Origin of the sequence: Mesorhizobium abyssinicae, from assembly GCF_049887195.1 — a bacterium.
GTDB classification, from domain to species: Bacteria; Pseudomonadota; Alphaproteobacteria; order Rhizobiales; family Rhizobiaceae; genus Mesorhizobium; species Mesorhizobium abyssinicae.
This window is the reverse complement of the sequence record NZ_JARAKC010000002.1, coordinates 256,723-273,317: the sequence shown is the minus strand read 5'-3', so window position 1 is coordinate 273,317 and position 16,595 is coordinate 256,723. Positions and strand designations below refer to the sequence as shown.

At 65.5% G+C, this 16,595-nt stretch carries 15 protein-coding genes; 11 read left to right on the top strand and 4 right to left on the bottom strand.

The features are described from left to right. Positions 1–14: 14 nt before the first annotated feature. Genes lepB through era form a run of 3 tightly spaced genes read left to right on the top strand, consistent with a single transcriptional unit; the run spans position 15 to position 2,416 of the window. On the top strand, positions 15–764 hold the full coding sequence (gene lepB, locus PU724_RS05920; protein WP_127286192.1) for a signal peptidase I: 750 nt from the start codon (positions 15–17) through the stop codon (positions 762–764). A 3-nt stretch (positions 765–767) separates the two neighbouring features. Next, positions 768–1,493 (top strand): ribonuclease III, encoded by a 726-nt coding sequence (rnc, locus tag PU724_RS05915; RefSeq protein ID WP_127392459.1) that lies wholly within the window; start codon positions 768–770, stop codon positions 1,491–1,493. Then, entirely contained in the window at positions 1,490–2,416 is a 927-nt protein-coding gene (era, locus tag PU724_RS05910; protein WP_320254505.1) for a GTPase Era, read from the top strand. Before rnc ends, era begins: the two co-directional genes overlap by 4 nt. A 52-nt stretch (positions 2,417–2,468) precedes the next feature. Here the strand turns inward: era and PU724_RS05905 are convergent, their stop codons facing one another. Next, the gene (locus PU724_RS05905) at positions 2,469–3,263 is read right to left on the bottom strand and encodes a CPBP family intramembrane glutamic endopeptidase (protein WP_354420790.1); all 795 of its coding nucleotides are present in this window, start codon (positions 3,261–3,263) and stop codon (positions 2,469–2,471) included. 235 nt (positions 3,264–3,498) lie between these two features. Here PU724_RS05905 and recO point away from each other — a divergent pair, with 235 nt between their 5' ends. Then, positions 3,499–4,248, top strand: coding sequence for a DNA repair protein RecO (gene recO / locus PU724_RS05900; RefSeq protein WP_320254528.1), 750 nt, complete (start codon positions 3,499–3,501; stop codon positions 4,246–4,248). Positions 4,249–4,257: 9 nt separating this feature from the next. On the opposite strand, the gene PU724_RS05895 is transcribed toward recO, so the two are convergent. Continuing rightward, entirely contained in the window at positions 4,258–4,722 is a 465-nt protein-coding gene (locus PU724_RS05895) for an NUDIX hydrolase (protein WP_354420788.1), read from the bottom strand. Positions 4,723–4,976: 254 nt separating this feature from the next. Between PU724_RS05895 and PU724_RS05890 the strand changes: the two genes are divergently transcribed. The 6 genes from PU724_RS05890 to PU724_RS05865 all read left to right on the top strand — a co-directional run bounded on the left by PU724_RS05890 (position 4,977) and on the right by PU724_RS05865 (position 12,460). Then, positions 4,977–7,745: a DUF2339 domain-containing protein gene (locus tag PU724_RS05890; protein ID WP_354420787.1), complete on the top strand. Its 2,769-nt coding sequence runs from the start codon at positions 4,977–4,979 to the stop codon at positions 7,743–7,745. A 141-nt stretch (positions 7,746–7,886) separates the two neighbouring features. After that, entirely contained in the window at positions 7,887–8,405 is a 519-nt protein-coding gene (locus tag PU724_RS05885; protein ID WP_127393954.1) for an RNA polymerase sigma factor, read from the top strand. After that, the gene (locus PU724_RS05880; protein WP_354420785.1) at positions 8,402–9,193 is read left to right on the top strand and encodes an anti-sigma factor family protein; all 792 of its coding nucleotides are present in this window, start codon (positions 8,402–8,404) and stop codon (positions 9,191–9,193) included. Before PU724_RS05885 ends, PU724_RS05880 begins: the two co-directional genes overlap by 4 nt. Positions 9,194–9,401: 208 nt before the next feature. Beyond that, positions 9,402–10,499, top strand: a complete 1,098-nt coding sequence (locus tag PU724_RS05875; protein ID WP_127284256.1) for a peptidase C39 family protein — start codon at positions 9,402–9,404, stop codon at positions 10,497–10,499. A 5-nt stretch (positions 10,500–10,504) separates the two neighbouring features. Further along, the gene (locus tag PU724_RS05870; RefSeq protein ID WP_354420783.1) at positions 10,505–11,968 is read left to right on the top strand and encodes a RimK family protein; all 1,464 of its coding nucleotides are present in this window, start codon (positions 10,505–10,507) and stop codon (positions 11,966–11,968) included. 219 nt (positions 11,969–12,187) lie between these two features. Then, positions 12,188–12,460, top strand: a complete 273-nt coding sequence (locus tag PU724_RS05865; RefSeq protein ID WP_354420781.1) for a DUF3303 domain-containing protein — start codon at positions 12,188–12,190, stop codon at positions 12,458–12,460. Positions 12,461–12,474: 14 nt separating this feature from the next. On the opposite strand, the gene PU724_RS05860 is transcribed toward PU724_RS05865, so the two are convergent. Beyond that, positions 12,475–13,401, bottom strand: coding sequence for a LysR substrate-binding domain-containing protein (locus PU724_RS05860; RefSeq protein WP_292170072.1), 927 nt, complete (start codon positions 13,399–13,401; stop codon positions 12,475–12,477). Positions 13,402–13,511: 110 nt separating this feature from the next. On the opposite strand from PU724_RS05860, the gene PU724_RS05855 reads away from it, so the two are divergent. Then, on the top strand, positions 13,512–14,402 hold the full coding sequence (locus tag PU724_RS05855) for a fatty acid desaturase family protein (RefSeq protein WP_354421257.1): 891 nt from the start codon (positions 13,512–13,514) through the stop codon (positions 14,400–14,402). Between the two features lie 10 nt (positions 14,403–14,412). Here PU724_RS05855 and PU724_RS05850 read toward each other — a convergent pair whose 3' ends face one another. Next, entirely contained in the window at positions 14,413–16,551 is a 2,139-nt protein-coding gene (locus PU724_RS05850) for a putative bifunctional diguanylate cyclase/phosphodiesterase (protein ID WP_354420779.1), read from the bottom strand. Positions 16,552–16,595: the final 44 nt, after the last annotated feature.

Here is a 16,595-nt window from a genome sequence, read left to right as displayed (position 1 = left end):
CAATCGAGGACGACATGAGCGTGGCTGAAAAATCCGAGAAGAAATCCGGCGGGCTTGGCGAAACCGTCAGCGTCATCATTCAGGCGCTGCTGCTCGCGCTGGTCATCCGCACCTTCCTGTTCCAGCCATTCTCGATCCCGTCCGGATCGATGCGCCCGACCTTGCTCGAAGGCGACTATCTCTTCGTCACCAAATGGTCCTACGGCTATTCGCGCTATTCGCTGCCGTTCGGTCCCGATATCTTCTCCGGCCGCATCTGGGGCTCCGAGCCGAAGCGCGGCGACGTGGTGGTGTTCAAGTTCCCGCCGGACCCGTCCATCGACTACATCAAGCGCGTCATCGGCCTGCCCGGCGACAAGATCCAGGTCAAGGACGGCCAGCTCTTCATCAACGGCGCCGGCGTGCCGCGCGAGAAGGTCGGCCAGATCGACAACCCTGATATCACCGAGGTCGATCGTCCGGTCGATGTCTATCGCGAGACGCTGCCCAACGGCATCACCTATGACACGCTCGACCTGACGCCGAACTCGATCGGCGACAACACGCGCGAGTTCGACGTGCCGCCCGGCCACTACTTCATGATGGGCGACAATCGCGACAACTCCTCCGACAGCCGCTTCACCGTCGGCTTCGTGCCGGAAGAGAACCTGGTCGGCCGCGCCAACATCATCTTCTTCTCGATCGCAGATGGCGCGAGCCCGCTCGAAGTCTGGAAGTGGCCGTCGCTGATGCGCGCCGCGCGCCTGTTCCATTTCGTCAGCTAGCTGATGGCGTCAACGAAGCGGCTCACCGCCGATGCGCTCGCCGAAGCGCTCATTGAGCGCACAGGCCATGCCTTTGGCGACCGCCAGCGGCTGCAGCGGGCGCTGACCCATGCCAGCGCCCGGTCGAGCCATGCCGGCGTCGACTATGAGCGCTTCGAATTCCTCGGCGACCGTGTGCTTGGCCTTGTCGTGGCCGACATGCTGCTTGCGGCATTCCCGAACGCGGCCGAGGGCGAGCTGTCGCTGCGGCTCAACGCCCTGGTCAATGCCGAGGCGCTGTCCGAAATCGCCGAGGAGATCGGCCTGCCGGAACTGATCCGCGCCGGCTCGGACGTGCGCGGCCTCGATGGGCGCAAGCGTGTCAACCTGCGCGCCGATGCGCTGGAATCGCTGATCGCCGTGCTCTATCTCGACGGTGGCCTGGATGCGGCCCGCGCGTTCATCCACCGCTATTGGCAGCCGCGCTCGCAGGCCATCGGCGCTGCCCGTCGCGACGCCAAGACCGAATTGCAGGAATGGGCGCATCAGGCGGCGGGTGCGACGCCCGCCTACCGGATCGACGGCAGGGAGGGGCCGGACCACGATCCGCTGTTCACCGTCAGCGTCAAGGTCGGCCAGTTCGCCCCGGCCATCGGCAGCGGTCGCTCCAAGCGCGAGGCCGAGCAGGCGGCGGCGGCGGCGCTGCTGCTGCGCGAGGGTGTCTGGATGAATGAAGGAAGCGCGGCATGAGCGAAGACGCGGTACAGGCGGGCGAGGCCCCCGCGACGCACTCCGGCTTCGTCGCGCTGATCGGCGCGCCCAATGCCGGCAAGTCGACGCTGGTCAACCAGCTGGTTGGCGCCAAGGTGTCGATCGTCACCCACAAGGTGCAGACCACCCGCGCCATCGTGCGCGGCATCGCCACGCATGAGAACGCCCAGATCGTCTTCGTCGACACGCCCGGTATCTTCAAGCCGAAGCGGCGGCTGGACACGGCGATGGTGACCACCGCCTGGGGCGGCGCCAAGGATGCCGATATCGTCGTGCTTTTGATCGATGCCGAGCGCGGCATCCGCGGCGATGCGGACGCCATCCTCGACCGGCTGAAGGATGTCCGGCAGCCGATGCTTCTGGTCCTTAACAAGGTCGACCGGGTCAAGCCCGAGGTGCTCCTGGCGCTGGCGGCGACGGCGAACGAGCGCGTGCCGTTCAAGCGCACCTTCATGGTCTCGGCACTGACCGGCTCTGGCTGCAAGGACCTGCTCGACTATCTTGCGCAAACCTTGCCGGCCGGCCCCTGGTACTATCCGGAGGACCAGATCTCCGACCTGCCGATGCGCCAGCTCGCGGCCGAGATCACCCGCGAAAAGCTCTACCTGCGACTGCATCAGGAACTCCCCTATTCCTCCCATATCGAGACCGAGAAATGGGAGGAGAAGAAGGACGGCTCGGTGCGTATCGAGCAGGTCATCTATGTCGAGCGCGACAGCCAGAAGAAGATCGTGCTCGGCCACAAGGGCGAGACCATCCGCGCCATCGGCCAGGCGGCGCGCATGGAGATCGCGGGCATACTGGAGCAGAAGGTGCACCTCTTTCTGTTCGTCAAGGTGCGCGAGAACTGGGGCGACGACCCCGAGCGCTACCGCGAGATGGGGCTGGAGTTTCCGCACTAAGAATAAGCGCGGTGCCCGGAATAGGAGCGCCGCGCTTTTTGGCGGATTTGGTTCACGCGATGGCCAGTTTTGCCTTGGGCCGGCGCGCAAAGCTCTCCGTGCCGTAATAGGCGACGATCGCGACCGCGATGACTGCCCAGATCGCCACGCCGATCCACTGCTGCTGCACGTAGTCGCCGTCGACGAACACCTTGCCGAGGAAGCGCACGCTGTTCTGGTGCGTGACATGCATCAGGAAGGCGAGAAGCACGCTGCCGGTGTTCTGGTAAAGCCAGGTGAAGACGATCCCGGCCAGGACGACGTTGATCGTGCCGTAGAGGCTGAGGTCGCCGACCAGGCCGAGCGGGAAGTGCCAGATGGCCCAGAGCACACCGAGGATCAGGCTGCCGGCAAGCGCGGAATGGCCGGCGAGCAGTCGTGGCGTCGCGAAGCCGCGCCAGCCGGGCTCCTCGCCGAGCGGGCCGCTGAAGATCGCATAGAGACCGATGATCGGCAGCATCTCGGAAAAGGCCGGGATGTTGCCCCAGGCAGGGGCTGCGGCGCCGAACAGCGGATTGATCAGGATCGAAGCGAGCTGCGCCCCGAACGGCAGGCCGAACGCCACCAGATACCAGAACGGGCGGACCCGCCACTTCACCATGGAGGCGAGGATGGGCTTAACCGAAGCCCAGCCGCCGGCAAGCGCGGCGACGATGAAGCCGGCGACCATCGGGCCGAAGGTGAACCAGGGAATGCTCTCGCCGCCGGAGAGCCAGAAGGGGATGAACGCCAGCCAGGTCAGGCCGAGCGCCAGCGAAAAGAAGGCGGTCAGCTGGTGCCCCCGCACCAGGCTCAGGAAGGAAGTCATTTGTCTGGTCCTCTCATCGGGCGGATTGGCAAATGAGAGGTCGGCTTGCCCGATGGGTCGACCACAGCAAAGGGACCGGCCGCGCCGGTCGACATGCCCGCATATGGCGCCAGCGCGGGAGAAAAATCCCGATCGGTTTCTGAGAAATTTCCGATATTCGCGATTGGCGGCTGTCCCGGCACCAGGCCCGTTGCAACCTTGATTTCGCCGCCCGATCGGTGAAATGCTCCCTCGCATGGAATGGCGCGACGAGGGAATCATTCTCGGCACCCGCAAGCATGGCGAAACCAGCGCCATCCTCGAGGTGATGACGCGCGCCCATGGCCGCCATCTCGGCCTTGTGCGCGGCGGCCGCTCGCGCAAGCAGCAGCCGGTCCTGCAGCCGGGCAATCGCGTCGACCTCCTGTGGCGGGCCCGCCTCGACGAGCATCTCGGCACCTTCCAGGCCGAGGCGATCGAGATGAACGCCGCCCGGCTGATGGACAGCGCCGTCGCCGTCTACGGCCTGCAGACCATGGCCGCGCATCTGCGCCTGCTGCCCGAGCGCGACGCCCATGGCGCGCTTTATGAGACGCTTGCCGTCATGATCGCCCATCTCGACGACGCCGACGCGGCGGGCGAGCTGGTGGCGCGCTTCGAATTGCTGATCCTCGACGAGCTCGGCTTCGGCCTCGACCTCAGCCAGTGCGCTGCGACCGGCTCCAGGCAGGACCTCGCCTATGTCTCGCCGAAATCCGGCCGCGCCGTCTCCCGCGCCGCCGGCGCCCCCTGGCACGACAAGATGCTGGCGCTGCCGGCCTTCCTGCAGCGCTCGGGCCCCAGTGCCGATCAGGCGGCGCTCGAGGACGCGTTCCGGCTGACCGGCTTCTTCTTCAGCCGCCATGTCTACGAGCCGCGCGGCCTGGAACCGCCCGACGCCCGCGCCGGTTTCCTCGCCGCGCTGCGCCGGCATCATGCGGCCGGCAAGGCGATCGCCGGAGAGTAGCGCTAGCGCCTAGCCGGCGTTTTGCCGCTCCAGGAAATCGCCGAGAATGGGGCGCTGGCCTTTCAGGATTTTGAGCCCGGCCTCCGGCAAGGAAAACCAGCCGGCTTTGTCCACTTCGGGGAATTCTTTCACTGAACCCGACCTCGGTGGCCACTCCATGGTGAACGTGTTGCTTCTGACGGCGTCCGCATCGAGGTCCGATTCGACACTCCATGCCGTCACGATCTTGCCGCCCGGCTGCCGATAGCTGCCGACCGGCTCGAAATCTCCATCGATCACGACGCCCAGTTCCTCCTCGGCCTCACGTCGCGCGGCTGCGAGTTCATCCTCGCTCTCGTCGACAAGCCCCTTCGGGATCGACCACGCCCCTTCATCCTTTCTTGCCCAGAATGGTCCGCCGGGATGGACAAGCAGAAATTCGAAAACCCCGCCGGTGCGCCTGTAGATCAGCAGGCCCGCGCTGCGTTGCGGCATTGGTCATCCTCATCAAATCCGGCCGACACTAGCATGACTACTTGCAGCACGTGCCACGCAACCTGGCTCAGCAGGACTATTCCTGGCCGCCTTGACACCTCGGCATTGGATAAAGGCTGCAAGCTGCTGGCATTCGGCTGCGAAACATGCTCGATCTTTGCTGTCGCCGATCCGGCGGCGCGTTTGCCTGGAGGAACCGGCCGTCTGGCCGCCGCAATTGTCAATGACAACCGGCCTGGTTTGGGGGAACCGCCATGTTTGAAAGCCTGATCGGCCTAGCCGCCATCATCGCCCTGTTCGTCATCATTTCGCGCCAGCAGAGCCGCATCGGCCTGATCGAGCGCGAACTTGGCGCGCTGCGCAGCCTCGTGCTTTCGGGCGCCGTGCTACCGGCCGCCAGGCCGGCCGAACAGCCGCAAGCCGACGCCAAGCCGGCCGAGGCGATCACGGCCGAAGTAGCGTCTCCTCCTGTAGCGGATGATGTGGGCGCCGAAGCGCCGGCGGCGCAGGCCGCCGCTGCTGCGGGCGAGGTCGTGTCCGGACCGTGGGCCAAGGACGAGGCGCCGCCGCCAGCGGCGGAGCCTGCGGCCGGCCCCGCCGAGGCCGCGCAACCGGCGAAGGCCGCGCGGCAGACCGACGTCGAGACCGCGCTCGGCACCCGCTGGGCGGTCTGGGTCGGCGGCATCGCGCTGGCGCTGGGCGGCCTGTTCCTGATCCGCTACACCATCGAAGCCGGCATTTTCGGCCCCGGCGTGCGCCTCACCATGGCCGGCATCCTTGGCCTGGTGCTGGTCGGCGGCGGCGAATTCATCCGCCGCACCGGCTTCAAGGTGCCGGTGCAGGGTGCCGCCGGCGCCTATATCCCGGCGATCCTGACGGCGGCCGGCGCCTTCATCCTGTTCGGCACCGTCTATGCCGCTTATGGCATTTACGGCTTCATCGGTCCGGCGCTCGCCTTCACGCTGCTCGGCGTCATCGGCGTGGCGACGATCGCGGCGAGCCTGGTTCATGGCCTGGCGCTGGCCGGCATCGGCCTGATCGGCGCCATGGCGACGCCGGCGCTCGTCTCCTCGCAGGCGCCCAATCCCTGGGCGTTGTTCGTCTATCTGGCGATCGTGCTTGCCGCCACTGCAGCGATTGCCCGCCTGCGCGATTGGAAGGCGCTCGTGGCGGCGGCCTTCGTCGGCACCGGCCTCTGGACCATCCTCTACATGGCCAACACGCCCGCCGCGAACCTGTCGACCATCCTGTTCATCGATGCCGCGACGTTGGCTGTGCTTGCCTTCGTCTGGTTGGGCGCCCGTGGCGCCGAAGCCGAATCCGCCGGCGGTTTCGACTGGCCGTCGATCGCGCCCGCCATCTTCGTCGGGCTTTCTGCGCTGGGGCTTTCGGTCGACCCGGCCTTCACCGTCGCCGGTGATGCGCTGGCGGGCGCCGCGCTGCTTGCCGCGATGCCGGCCGTGGCCCTCTATCGGCCGCTCGCGCTGCCGCTTCTCCATGCCGCCGGCCTGGTGACGGCGATGATCTATCTCGGCATCATCCCGCCGACCTCGATCGGTTCCGATATCGTCGGCGGCAGTCTCGGCGTCGACGGCCAGCCGGTGGTGATGTCGGATCAGTTGACGCGCAACATCGGCGTCGGGCTCGGCCTGCTGTTCATCGCCGCCGGCTTCTGGGCCGCGCGCCAATGGGTGGCAACCGCCCGCATCAGGTCGGCTTCCTGGGCGGCCTGGGCCGTGATCGCGCCGCTGGTCGTGCTCACGGCTCTGTGGTTCACCTTCGGCAATCTCGACCGCGACGTCCTCTACGCTGCGGTCGCGGCTCTTCTGGTCGTGGCCTTCGCCGCCGGCGGCGAATGGATCGCGCGCGCCGAGGAGCCGCCGCTGAAGGGAGATGTCGCCGTCTCCTTCGCCCTCGGCGGCGCGGCGATCGCCGCCCTGTTGATGCTGCACATGGCCTTCGGCTCCGGCTGGACCACCGTGCTTGTCGGCGCCGCGGCCGTCGTACCCGCGCTGGCGACCCGCTGGCGGTCCTATCCGGTGCTCGGCTGGATTTCGGTCGGCTCGGTCGTCGCCACGCTTGGCCGCGTCGCCTACGACCCGACCATCGTCGGCGCCGCATCGCTGTCGACGACGCCTGTCTTCAACTGGCTGCTGCCGGGCTACGGCGTGCCGGCGTTGGCCTTCGGCTTCGCCGCCTGGCAGCTCGCCCGGACCACAAACGGCCGGCCGCGCCTGGCCATGGAGGCGGGCGCGGCGCTCTTCGCGCTGCTCACGCTCGCCATATTGGTGCGCCACGCCATGCATGGCGGTGTGCTGGACACCGGCACGGTTACGCTCGCCGAACAGGCGATCTACACGCTGATCGCGCTTGGCGCCGGCGCCATCCTTGTCGCCATCGACAGGCGCTCGCCGAGTTCGGTGCTGCGCTACGGCTCGATGGCCGTCGGCGTGCTCTCCGTCGCCTTCGTCGCCGTCCGGCATTTTGTGGTGCTGAACCCGCTGTTCACTGACGAATCGACCGGGACGATCCCGGTGTTCAACCTCCTCTTCCTCGCCTATCTCCTGCCGGCCGTCGCTGCCGGCGCGCTGGCGCTCTACGTCCGCGACAAGCGCCCCCGCTGGTATGCGCAGATGCTGGCGCTGGTCGCCTCGCTGCTCGCCTTCGCCTACGCGACACTGTCGGTCAGGCGGCTGTTCAAAGGCGAGTTCATCGGGCTGTGGAGCGGGCTCGGCCAGGTCGAAACATACACCTATTCGGCGCTGTGGCTGGCCATCGGCGTCGCGCTGCTGACCGCCGGAGTGTGGCTGAAGTCGCAGGTGCTGCGCGTCGCCTCGGCAGCGCTGATCGCGATCGCCGTGCTGAAGGTCTTCCTGTTCGACATGTCGGAGCTGGAAGGCGTGCTCAGGGCGCTGTCCTTCATCGGCCTCGGCGCCGTGCTGATCGGCATCGGCCTGTTCTACCAGCGGCTGCTGACAAGAGCAGCGAAGGAGAAGGCGGAACAAGCAGAAACAATCGGCTAGCCGGGAATAAACCGGCATCCGCCAGCGTTCATTCCATTGCTTGGGTAACCGGAGCGGTGGGCCGCTTCGCGCTGGCTGCTTGCGCCGCGCCCCAAAGGCGCGTTCAATCTGGATGGAAAACGACCTCGAAAACCAGCGGTCATGGACGAAAAGAAGGCAGCGATCCTTGGCGAAATACCGCGTTTGCGCCGCTACGCGCGCTCGCTGCTGCGCGACCGCGATTCGGCCGACGACCTCGTCCAGGACTGCCTCGAACGGGCCCTGGTCAGGCTCGATAACTGGCAGACGGGAGAAAGCCCAAGGAGGTGGCTGTTTACGATCATGCATCATCTGTTCATCGACCAGATGCGCAAGGTGAACCGGCGCGGCGAGGCGGCGATGCTGCCGCTCGAGTCCGGCGAGGCGCAGGCAGCTCCGGCCGATCAGGTCGAGAGCATCGCCTCGCGCGAGATCATCGATGCCTTGCAGGCGATCAGCCCCGATCGCCGCGCGGCGCTGGTCATGGTGGCGATCGAGGGCTTTTCCTATGCTGAGGCGGCCAACATCCTTGGCGTGCCGGCCGGCACGCTGATGTCGCGCATCGCGCGCGGGCGCGAGGAACTGCGCGGCCTGCTGGATGATACGGCGCGCCGCCGGTCGATAAGGATCGTCGAGAAATGACCCGGCGCGATTTCTCCGAACGCGACATCCACATGGCCCTCGACGGCGAGCTGCCCGGCGAGGAGCGCATGGCCTATGAGGCCTGGCTAGAGGCCAATCCCGAAATGAAGGCAAGGAGCGCCCGCTTCGTCGCCGATCGGGCTGCCCTTCGCGCCGCCTTTGCCGGCGTGCTCGAAGAACCGGTGCCGGCACGGCTGAAGCAGGCCGTGTTCGGCGAGGCTCCAGGAAGGACGACAGCGTGGCGCTCGCGCTGGTGGCTTTCGGCCGCAGCCGCCGCCGTGCTGGTGATCGGCGGGCTTGCCGGTTATGTCGCCGGCATCGATGGCATCGGCAGGGGAGGCGAAAGCGAGGATCTGCTCGCCGAGCAGGCGATCGCGGCCCATGTCATCTATGCCGCCGAGAAGCGCCATGCGGTCGAGGTGCCGGCGAGCGACAAGGATCATTTGCAGACCTGGTTGTCCAACCGCGTCGGCCTGACGCTGGTCGCGCCCGATCTGGTGGCCGAAGGCTTCCAGCTGGTCGGTGGCCGGTTGTTGCCCGCCGGCCAGGGCAAGGCGGCGATGCTGCTCTATGAGGACGCCAATGGGGAGCGCATCTCGCTGTTCGTGACCGCCGAATCGGCCGGCAAGTCCAAGGGCACCTATGCAGCGGAGGCCGACGGCCCCGAGGCCGTCTACTGGCTGGACAAGGGCTATGGCTGCGCCGTCGTCGGCTCGCTGCCGCGCGAGCGTCTGGCGGCCGTCGCCAAGAGCGCCTACGGTCAGCTTCTGGCCGGCCTCGCCAGTTGAAAACAGCGGTTTTTCGACATTGATGCTGCACTGAAAACAGCGAGTCAGTGCAGAGCTCCTTCAGCATTGGACCACTATTCAACCTGTCACAATTCGGCCCTAATCGAGGAGCGATAGCGCTTGATGAATACTGGTGCTGGGGGCCGGTATCATCCATGCTTTAGACAAGGGTCATTCCCACAACCCAATCGAGGTTTCTGAAGCCCGCATGCCTGCCGAGATCCGCAAGGCCCGCGCGTCCGACGTCGATGACCTGGCCGCCATCGAGAAGGCTGTTTTTTCGAGCGATCGCATGTCGCGCCGCTCCTTTCGCCAGCTGATCGAGCGCGAGACCGCCGAGATGCTGGTTGCCGAAAGCGATGGCCGCGTTGCCGGCTATGCCGTGGTGCTGTTTCGCAAGGGCAGCGGCGTCGCCCGGCTCTATTCCATCGCCGTCGGTCCTTTCTTCGGCCAGCTCGGCATAGGCCGCCAGCTGCTGTCGGCGGCGGAGGAGGCGGCCTTCGAGCACGACCGGATGATGCTGCGCCTCGAGGTGCGCGAGGACAATCAGCGCGCCATCCGCGTCTATGAGCAGGCCGGCTATCGCAAGATCGGTCGCGAGCCGGACTACTACGAGGACGGCGCCACCGCGTTGCGCTACGAAAAGACCTTGCGCGGCGACGTGCCGATCGCCACCACCGTTCCCTTCTACCCGCAGACCTGCGAGTTCACCTGCGGCCCGTGCTGCCTGATGATGGCGATGGCCAATTTCGACCACGGCTTCGTGCCCGACCCGGTGATGGAAATCCGCCTCTGGCGCGAGGCCACCACCGTCTTCATGATGTCCGGGCCGGGCGGCTGCGAGCCGTTCGGCCTGGCGGTCGCCGGCTATGAAAGCGGGCTCGCGGCGGAGATCTTCGTCTCTTTCCATGGCGCGCTGTTCCTGCAATCGGTGCGCAGCGAGGACAAGCGCCGGGTGATGGAGCTTGCCCAGGTCGACTTCCGCCGCCGCGCGGAACTTTACGGCATTCCGGTGAATTACCGTCCATTCGCCCTCGACGATGTTCGCAACGCCATCGCCGGGGGCAAGCTGGTGCTGGTGCTGATCAGCGGCTTCCTGATGTTCGGCAAGAAGGTTCCGCATTGGGTGCTGGCCATTGGCGACGACGGCGACCATATCCTGATCCACGATCCATGGGTCGAGGACGAGCGGCAGGAGACGATCCTTGATGCGGCCAACATTCCCGTGCCTTACGGCATCTTCATGAACATGGCGCAGTTCGGTCGCGACGGGCTGCGTGCAGCCATCATTCTGGGGAAGCGCTGACAACAATGACCTGGGTCATCCTTACAGGCAGGCAGAACGATCTCGACCAGGTGGCGACGCCGCACAAGGTCATCACCAACCGCGACTATCTCGCCCATCCGGCGCTGTTTCGCGGCCAGCGGCCGAAGGTCATCAACCTGTCGAACAATTACGGCTATCAGAGCCGCGGCTACTACGCCTCGCTGCTTGCCGGCTCGCGCGGCCACAAGGTGATCCCGACCGTCGAGACGATGATCGACCTGTCGGAGCGCAAGCTCTATGAGCACGCGCTGCCCGAACTGGAGCTCGCGCTCAACAAATGCCGCAAGGATCTCGGCGGCACCTTCCCGGCCAAGGTCGCCATCTTCTTCGGCATCGGTCCGTCCAAGGTATGGGACCGTTTCGCCAAGCTCCTGTTCGACTGGTTCCGCGCGCCGGCGCTGGAGGTCCACATCAAGGACAGCGCCGAATGGGCCTCGATCCGTAAGATCGGCTTCCTGCCGCTCGCCCGCATGACTGAGGAGGAGGAGGGGGTCTTCCTGCAGTGCCTGGAGACCTACACCAACCGCGAATGGCGTGACACCAAAGGCCGCACGCCGGCGCGCTACACTTTCGCGACCCTGGTCGATCCGCATGAGGAATTGCCGCCGTCGGAGATTTCCTCGCTGCGCTACTGGGCGAGGATCGCCGAGAAGATGGGCGTTGAAATCGAGCCGATCACCAGGAAGGACCTGGCCAAGCTCGCCAATTACGACGCGCTGTTCATCCGCGAGACAACCTCGATCTCCAACCACACCTACCGCTTCGCCCGCCGCGCCCAGCAGGAAGGCATGCCCGTCATCGACGACCCGCTGTCGATGATCCGCTGCACCAACAAGGTCTATCTCAACGAGCTGATGACCTACAACAAGGTGCCGGTGCCGCCGACGGTGATGATCGCCGGCACGTCCGATCTCGAAGTGGCGGCGCAGACGCTGGGCTTCCCGCTGGTGCTGAAGATCCCGGATTCCTCGTTCTCGCGCGGCGTCAAGAAATGCGAGAACCTGGAGGAACTGACCCGGCTTGCGACCGAGTGGCTGGAGGATTCCGACCTTCTGATCGCGCAGAAATTCATCCCGACCGAATATGACTGGCGCGTCGGCGTGCTCGGCGGTCAGCCGCTGTTTGCCGTGCACTACCTGATGGCCAAGAAGCACTGGCAGATCGTCAACCACAAGGCCAATGGCAAGCCTGACCAGGGCGGCATCAAGACCTTCACGCTGAAGGAGACGCCGCAGCATGTCGTCGAGACGGCGGTCAAGGCGGCGCGCTGCATCGGCGACGGCCTCTATGGCGTCGATCTCAAGGAGACCAAGGACGGCGTCTTCGTCATCGAGGTCAACGACAATCCCAATCTCGACCATGGCTGGGAGGATTCGGGCGAGAAGGACGAGGTTTGGGTGCGGCTGACGCAGTGGTTCCTGGACCGGCTGGAGCGGCCGGGGCGGTAGCGGCCGGGGACGGAATTGAGGAACTGGGGAATTGAGGAACTGGGGAACTGGGGAATTGAAGAACTGGAGAACTGGAGAACTGGAGAACTGGGGAAGTGAGGAAGTGAGGAACCGAGGAAGTCAGGACTGATGGCTGCGCTAGCCGCTCAATTCTCCAATTCTCCAGTTCCCCAGTTCTTCAGTTCCCCAATTCCAAGCCGTTCAAGCTGAGGGGAAAGAATGCTGTTTTTCGTCATCGAGGATTTCCGTGGCTGCGACCGCAAGGAGATCTACCGTCGCTTCCGCGACCAGGGTCGGCTGAAGCCGGAGGAGCTTGTCGTCCACCACAGCTGGATCGCGGCGGATATGAGCCGCTGCTTCCTTTTGGTGGAGGCGGATGACGTGACGCTGCTGCAGCGCTGGGCCATCGAATGGAATGATCTGGTGGAGTTCGAGATCATTCCCGTGGCGACCAGCAAGGACATGACGGCGGCGTTGGCCAACCATCTCTGACCGGCGCCTTCCGGTCACGAGCTGTCGCGTGAACGCAGCGCCGGCGATTCGACCGAGCGCAGGCACTCCTCGATCAGCCATTTACGGAATCCAGCCACCACGTCTCGCCTGGCGCTGCGCTCTGGGATCGTCAGGCAATAGGGCTGGCGCAGCTCCGCCGTGCGGAGGACCGGCCGAACCAGCCGGCCGTCTTCGAGCGCCTGGGCGCAGTAGATTCCCTGGGCGAGCGCCACGCCTAGCCCTGAAATGGCGAGGTCGAGCGCTGCCCGTGACGAGTTTGCCGACAGGCCGCGCCGCGCCGATCGGCCCGGATCGATCCCCGCCGCCTCGAACCAGTTGCGCCATGAAGGGAACGACGCGCCGGTCGGTCCCCAGTCCGTATGGATCAGCGGCAGGCCGACGAGGTCGTCACGCTTGATCGCGCCGCTCAGCGCCGGCGCGCAGACGGGATAGACGGCGTCCCTGACGATGTCCTCGGTCGGGTGCTCGCGGTAGTGCGGGCCGTAGGAAAGCCTGATGTCGATCAATTCGCGGTCGAACGGCACCGGGTCGTCGTCGCCCCTGAGCGAGATGTCGACGGCGCCGTGGCTGGCGACAAAGCCAGAGAGACGTTGAGAAAGCCAGCCCATCGCCATGGACGGCGGCACTGACACGACGAGCCGGGGGCGGAATGCGCCGCCGCTGACCTCGCGCGAGACGCTGCCGATCTCCTGGAAGGCCATGGTCAACCTGGGCAGCATCTCCACGCCGGCCTCGGTCAACACGACGCGCCGGTTGACGCGATGGAACAGCTTGCGGCCCATCTGCTCCTCGACGGTGCGAATGAGCTGGCTGACCGCGGCCGCCGAGATCGACAGTTCTTCCGCAGCCGCGACAAAGCTCCCGGCGCGCGCCGCCGCCTCGAAGGCTTGCAGTCCTTTCAGTGAGGGTAGCGTGGCCACGGGCAATCCAAAGATAAGTTGAACTTATCTAGATTGCAGAAATACTCATTTTTAGAAAGGTTTCTTTGTGGCTAATGTGCGTGGACAAACTCAAGCAGCCGGAACGAACCATGGACCATCGCGACGTCATCGCCTCGCTTACGAATGAGGAGCGCGGTCGCCTGACCGGCAAGTCTGATGGGCCGGGCCTCATGCAGTTGGCTTTCCACTTCGGCGCCATCCTGCTGCTCGGAGGCCTGATCGCTGCCAGGGTGCCGCTCTGGCCGCTGCTGATGCTGCCGCAAGGCATATTGATCGTGTTCCTGTTCACGCTGCTGCATGAGACGGTGCATCGCACCGCCTTCGAGACGCAGTGGCTCAACGATGCCGTCGCGCGGCTGTGCAGCCTGGCGATCGCGCTGCCCGCGGACTGGTTCCGCTATTTCCACTTCGCCCATCACCGCTTCACCCAGGACCCGGACAACGATCCGGAACTCGCCTTTCCGAAGCCCGAAACATTGTGGCAGTACATCGTGCACGTCTCTGGCCTGCCGGTGTGGTGGGGCCATTTCAAGACGCTCTACACCAATGCGATCGGCGGCTGCCGCGGCAGCTATGTGCCGCCGAAGGGGTTGCCGAAGGTGCGCGCCGAGGCGCGGGCGATGGTCGCCTTCTATGTCGCCGTGCTGATGCTCGCGCTCTGGTTCGGGGCAACGGCGCTGCTCTATGTCTGGTTCGTGCCGGCGCTGCTGGGCCAGCCGTTCCTGCGGCTCTATCTGCTTGCCGAGCACGGCCGCTGCCCCCTAGTTGCCAACATGCTCGAGAACACCAGGACGACGCTCACCAACTGGTTTGTCCGCAAGCTTGCCTGGAATATGCCCTTTCACGCCGAGCACCACGCCTATCCCGGCGTGCCGTTCCATCAATTGCCGGAGTTCCACCGGCTGGTCGAGCGCCATCTCAAGGTGGTCGAGCCCGGCTATGTCAGCTTCCACGAGAAATACATCGAGGCGTTGCGCTGAGTGTTTTCGCTTATCCGGACTGGCGCAACGCCATGCCTGATCGCAGCAGCCGGTTGATCTGCGCCGCCTTCGCCGGCACGCCGATCAGATAGCCCTGCGCCTCGATGCAGCCGGCCTTGCGCAGCATGTCGAGCTGCGCTTCGGTCTCGACGCCCTCGGCGGTGACGGTGATGCCGAGCTGGGCGCCGAGCCCGATCACGGTGCGCACGATCGCCGCACTGTCGCGGTTATCGATGTCGCGGATGAAGGAGCGGTCGATCTTGATCTTGTCGACGGGGAAGCGCCGGAGATAGCCGAGCGAGGAATAGCCGGTGCCGAAATCGTCGAGTGCGATGCGGATACCGAGATCGCGCAGCTGGCTGAGCGTCTTCAGCACCGTGTCGCTCTCGTCCATCAGCACCGTTTCGGTGATTTCGAGTTCCAGCCGGTGGGCCGGAACGCCGGAAAAGGCCAGTGCCGAGATGACGCTGCGGGCGAAGCTGCCGCTCTTGATCTGCACGGCCGAGACATTGACTGCGATGCGCATCGCATGCGGCCAGCCCGCCGCCGCCGTGCAGGCCTTCCTGAGCGCCCAGTCGCCCAATTGCACGATCAGCCCGGTTTCCTCGGCGGCCGGAATGAAATTGTCGGGCGACACGAGGCCGCGCGTGGGCGAATGCCAGCGCATCAAGGCTTCCGCGCCGACGATGTCGCCGGCCGCGATGTTCATGATCGGCTGGAATTCCAGCTCGAATTCGTTTCGCGGCAGCGCTGCTTCGAGGTCGGTTTCGAGCGCCTGGCGCGCCCGCACCATGGCGTCCATGCCGGGCTCGAAGAAACGATAGACGTTGCGGCCCTCGCTCTTGCCCCGGTAAAGCGCCATGTCGGCGTTCTTCAGCAGCGTGTCGGCATCCTTGCCGTCATCGGGATAGAGCGCGATGCCGCAGCTGATGCCGACATGCATCTCGCGGCTCTTGTCGCGATAGGGCTTGCCGATCACCTCGACGATGCGCCGCGCCAGCTTTTCGGCATCGGCCACGCCGTTGACGCCGAACTGGATGATGGCGAATTCGTCGCCGCCGAAACGGGCGACGACATCCGTCTCGTTGCGCAGGCAGCGCTGCAGCCGCTCTGCCACGCATTTCAGCAGCCAGTCGCCGGCCGGGTGCCCGAACGTGTCGTTGACGGCCTTGAAGCGGTCGAGGTCGAGCGAGAAGATCGCCAGCGGCGCGACTGACGCTTCGCCCAGGGCCTGGTCGAGCCGCTCGCGGAACATCGAGCGGTTGGGCAGGTTGGTCAGCGTGTCGTGATGCGCCAGATGGGTCATGCGCTCTTCGACGAGCTGGCGCTCGGTGATGTCGTCGAAAGTCGCCACCCAGCCGCCGCTCATCGGCCGTCTTGTGACCAGAAGCGTCCTGCCATCGGCAAGGTGGCGGTATGTTGAGTGAATCTTCGCCGCCTTGCGGCAGGCTTCGGTCTTGGCGACTTCGCTGTCGACGTCGATCTTCGTGTAAATGCCGAGTTCCACCAGCCGTTCGAGCGCGTCGCGATGCGTCGTTCCCAGCGGGAAGTCGGCCGCGCTGACATTGTAGAGTTCCAGGAAACGCTCGTTGCGAACGATCATCTTGCCGTCGGCGTCATACATCAACAGGCCTTGCGACATGTTGGCCAGCGCGGCGTCGAAGCGGCGATGCTGCTCCTTCAGCTCCAGCTCGGCGCGCCGCTGCACGGTGATGTCCTCGTAGATCGACACCCAGCCGCCCAAAGCCAGCGGCCGGTGCGAGATGTCGATGATGCGGCCATCCGCCAGCGTTTCCTCATAGGTCGAGGGCTTCGCCCCGTCGATATAGGGCTTGCGGATGGCGTAGAGATCCGCCGCGCTGTGCGAGGCTACGCCGATGTCGACGCTGTGCTGGAGGATGTCGAAGAAGCGGATGCCGGGCCGCACGATCGCGGGATCCAGGCAGAAGATGTCGAGGTAGTGGCGGTTGCAGATGATCATGCGCTCGTCGGCGTCGAACATGCACAGCCCATGCGACATGTTCTCGACGGCGGCCGAGAAGCGTTCGTTCTGCTCGCGCAATTCGTCTTCGATACGCTTTGTCGGGCCGATGTTTGCCGCTCTGCGCCTGCGCGCGGGCGAACCAGCCTTGACCTGAGCGACGGGCATACTCGCGCCTGCGGACCGTGAACTGAACGAGTACTGTGGTAGTC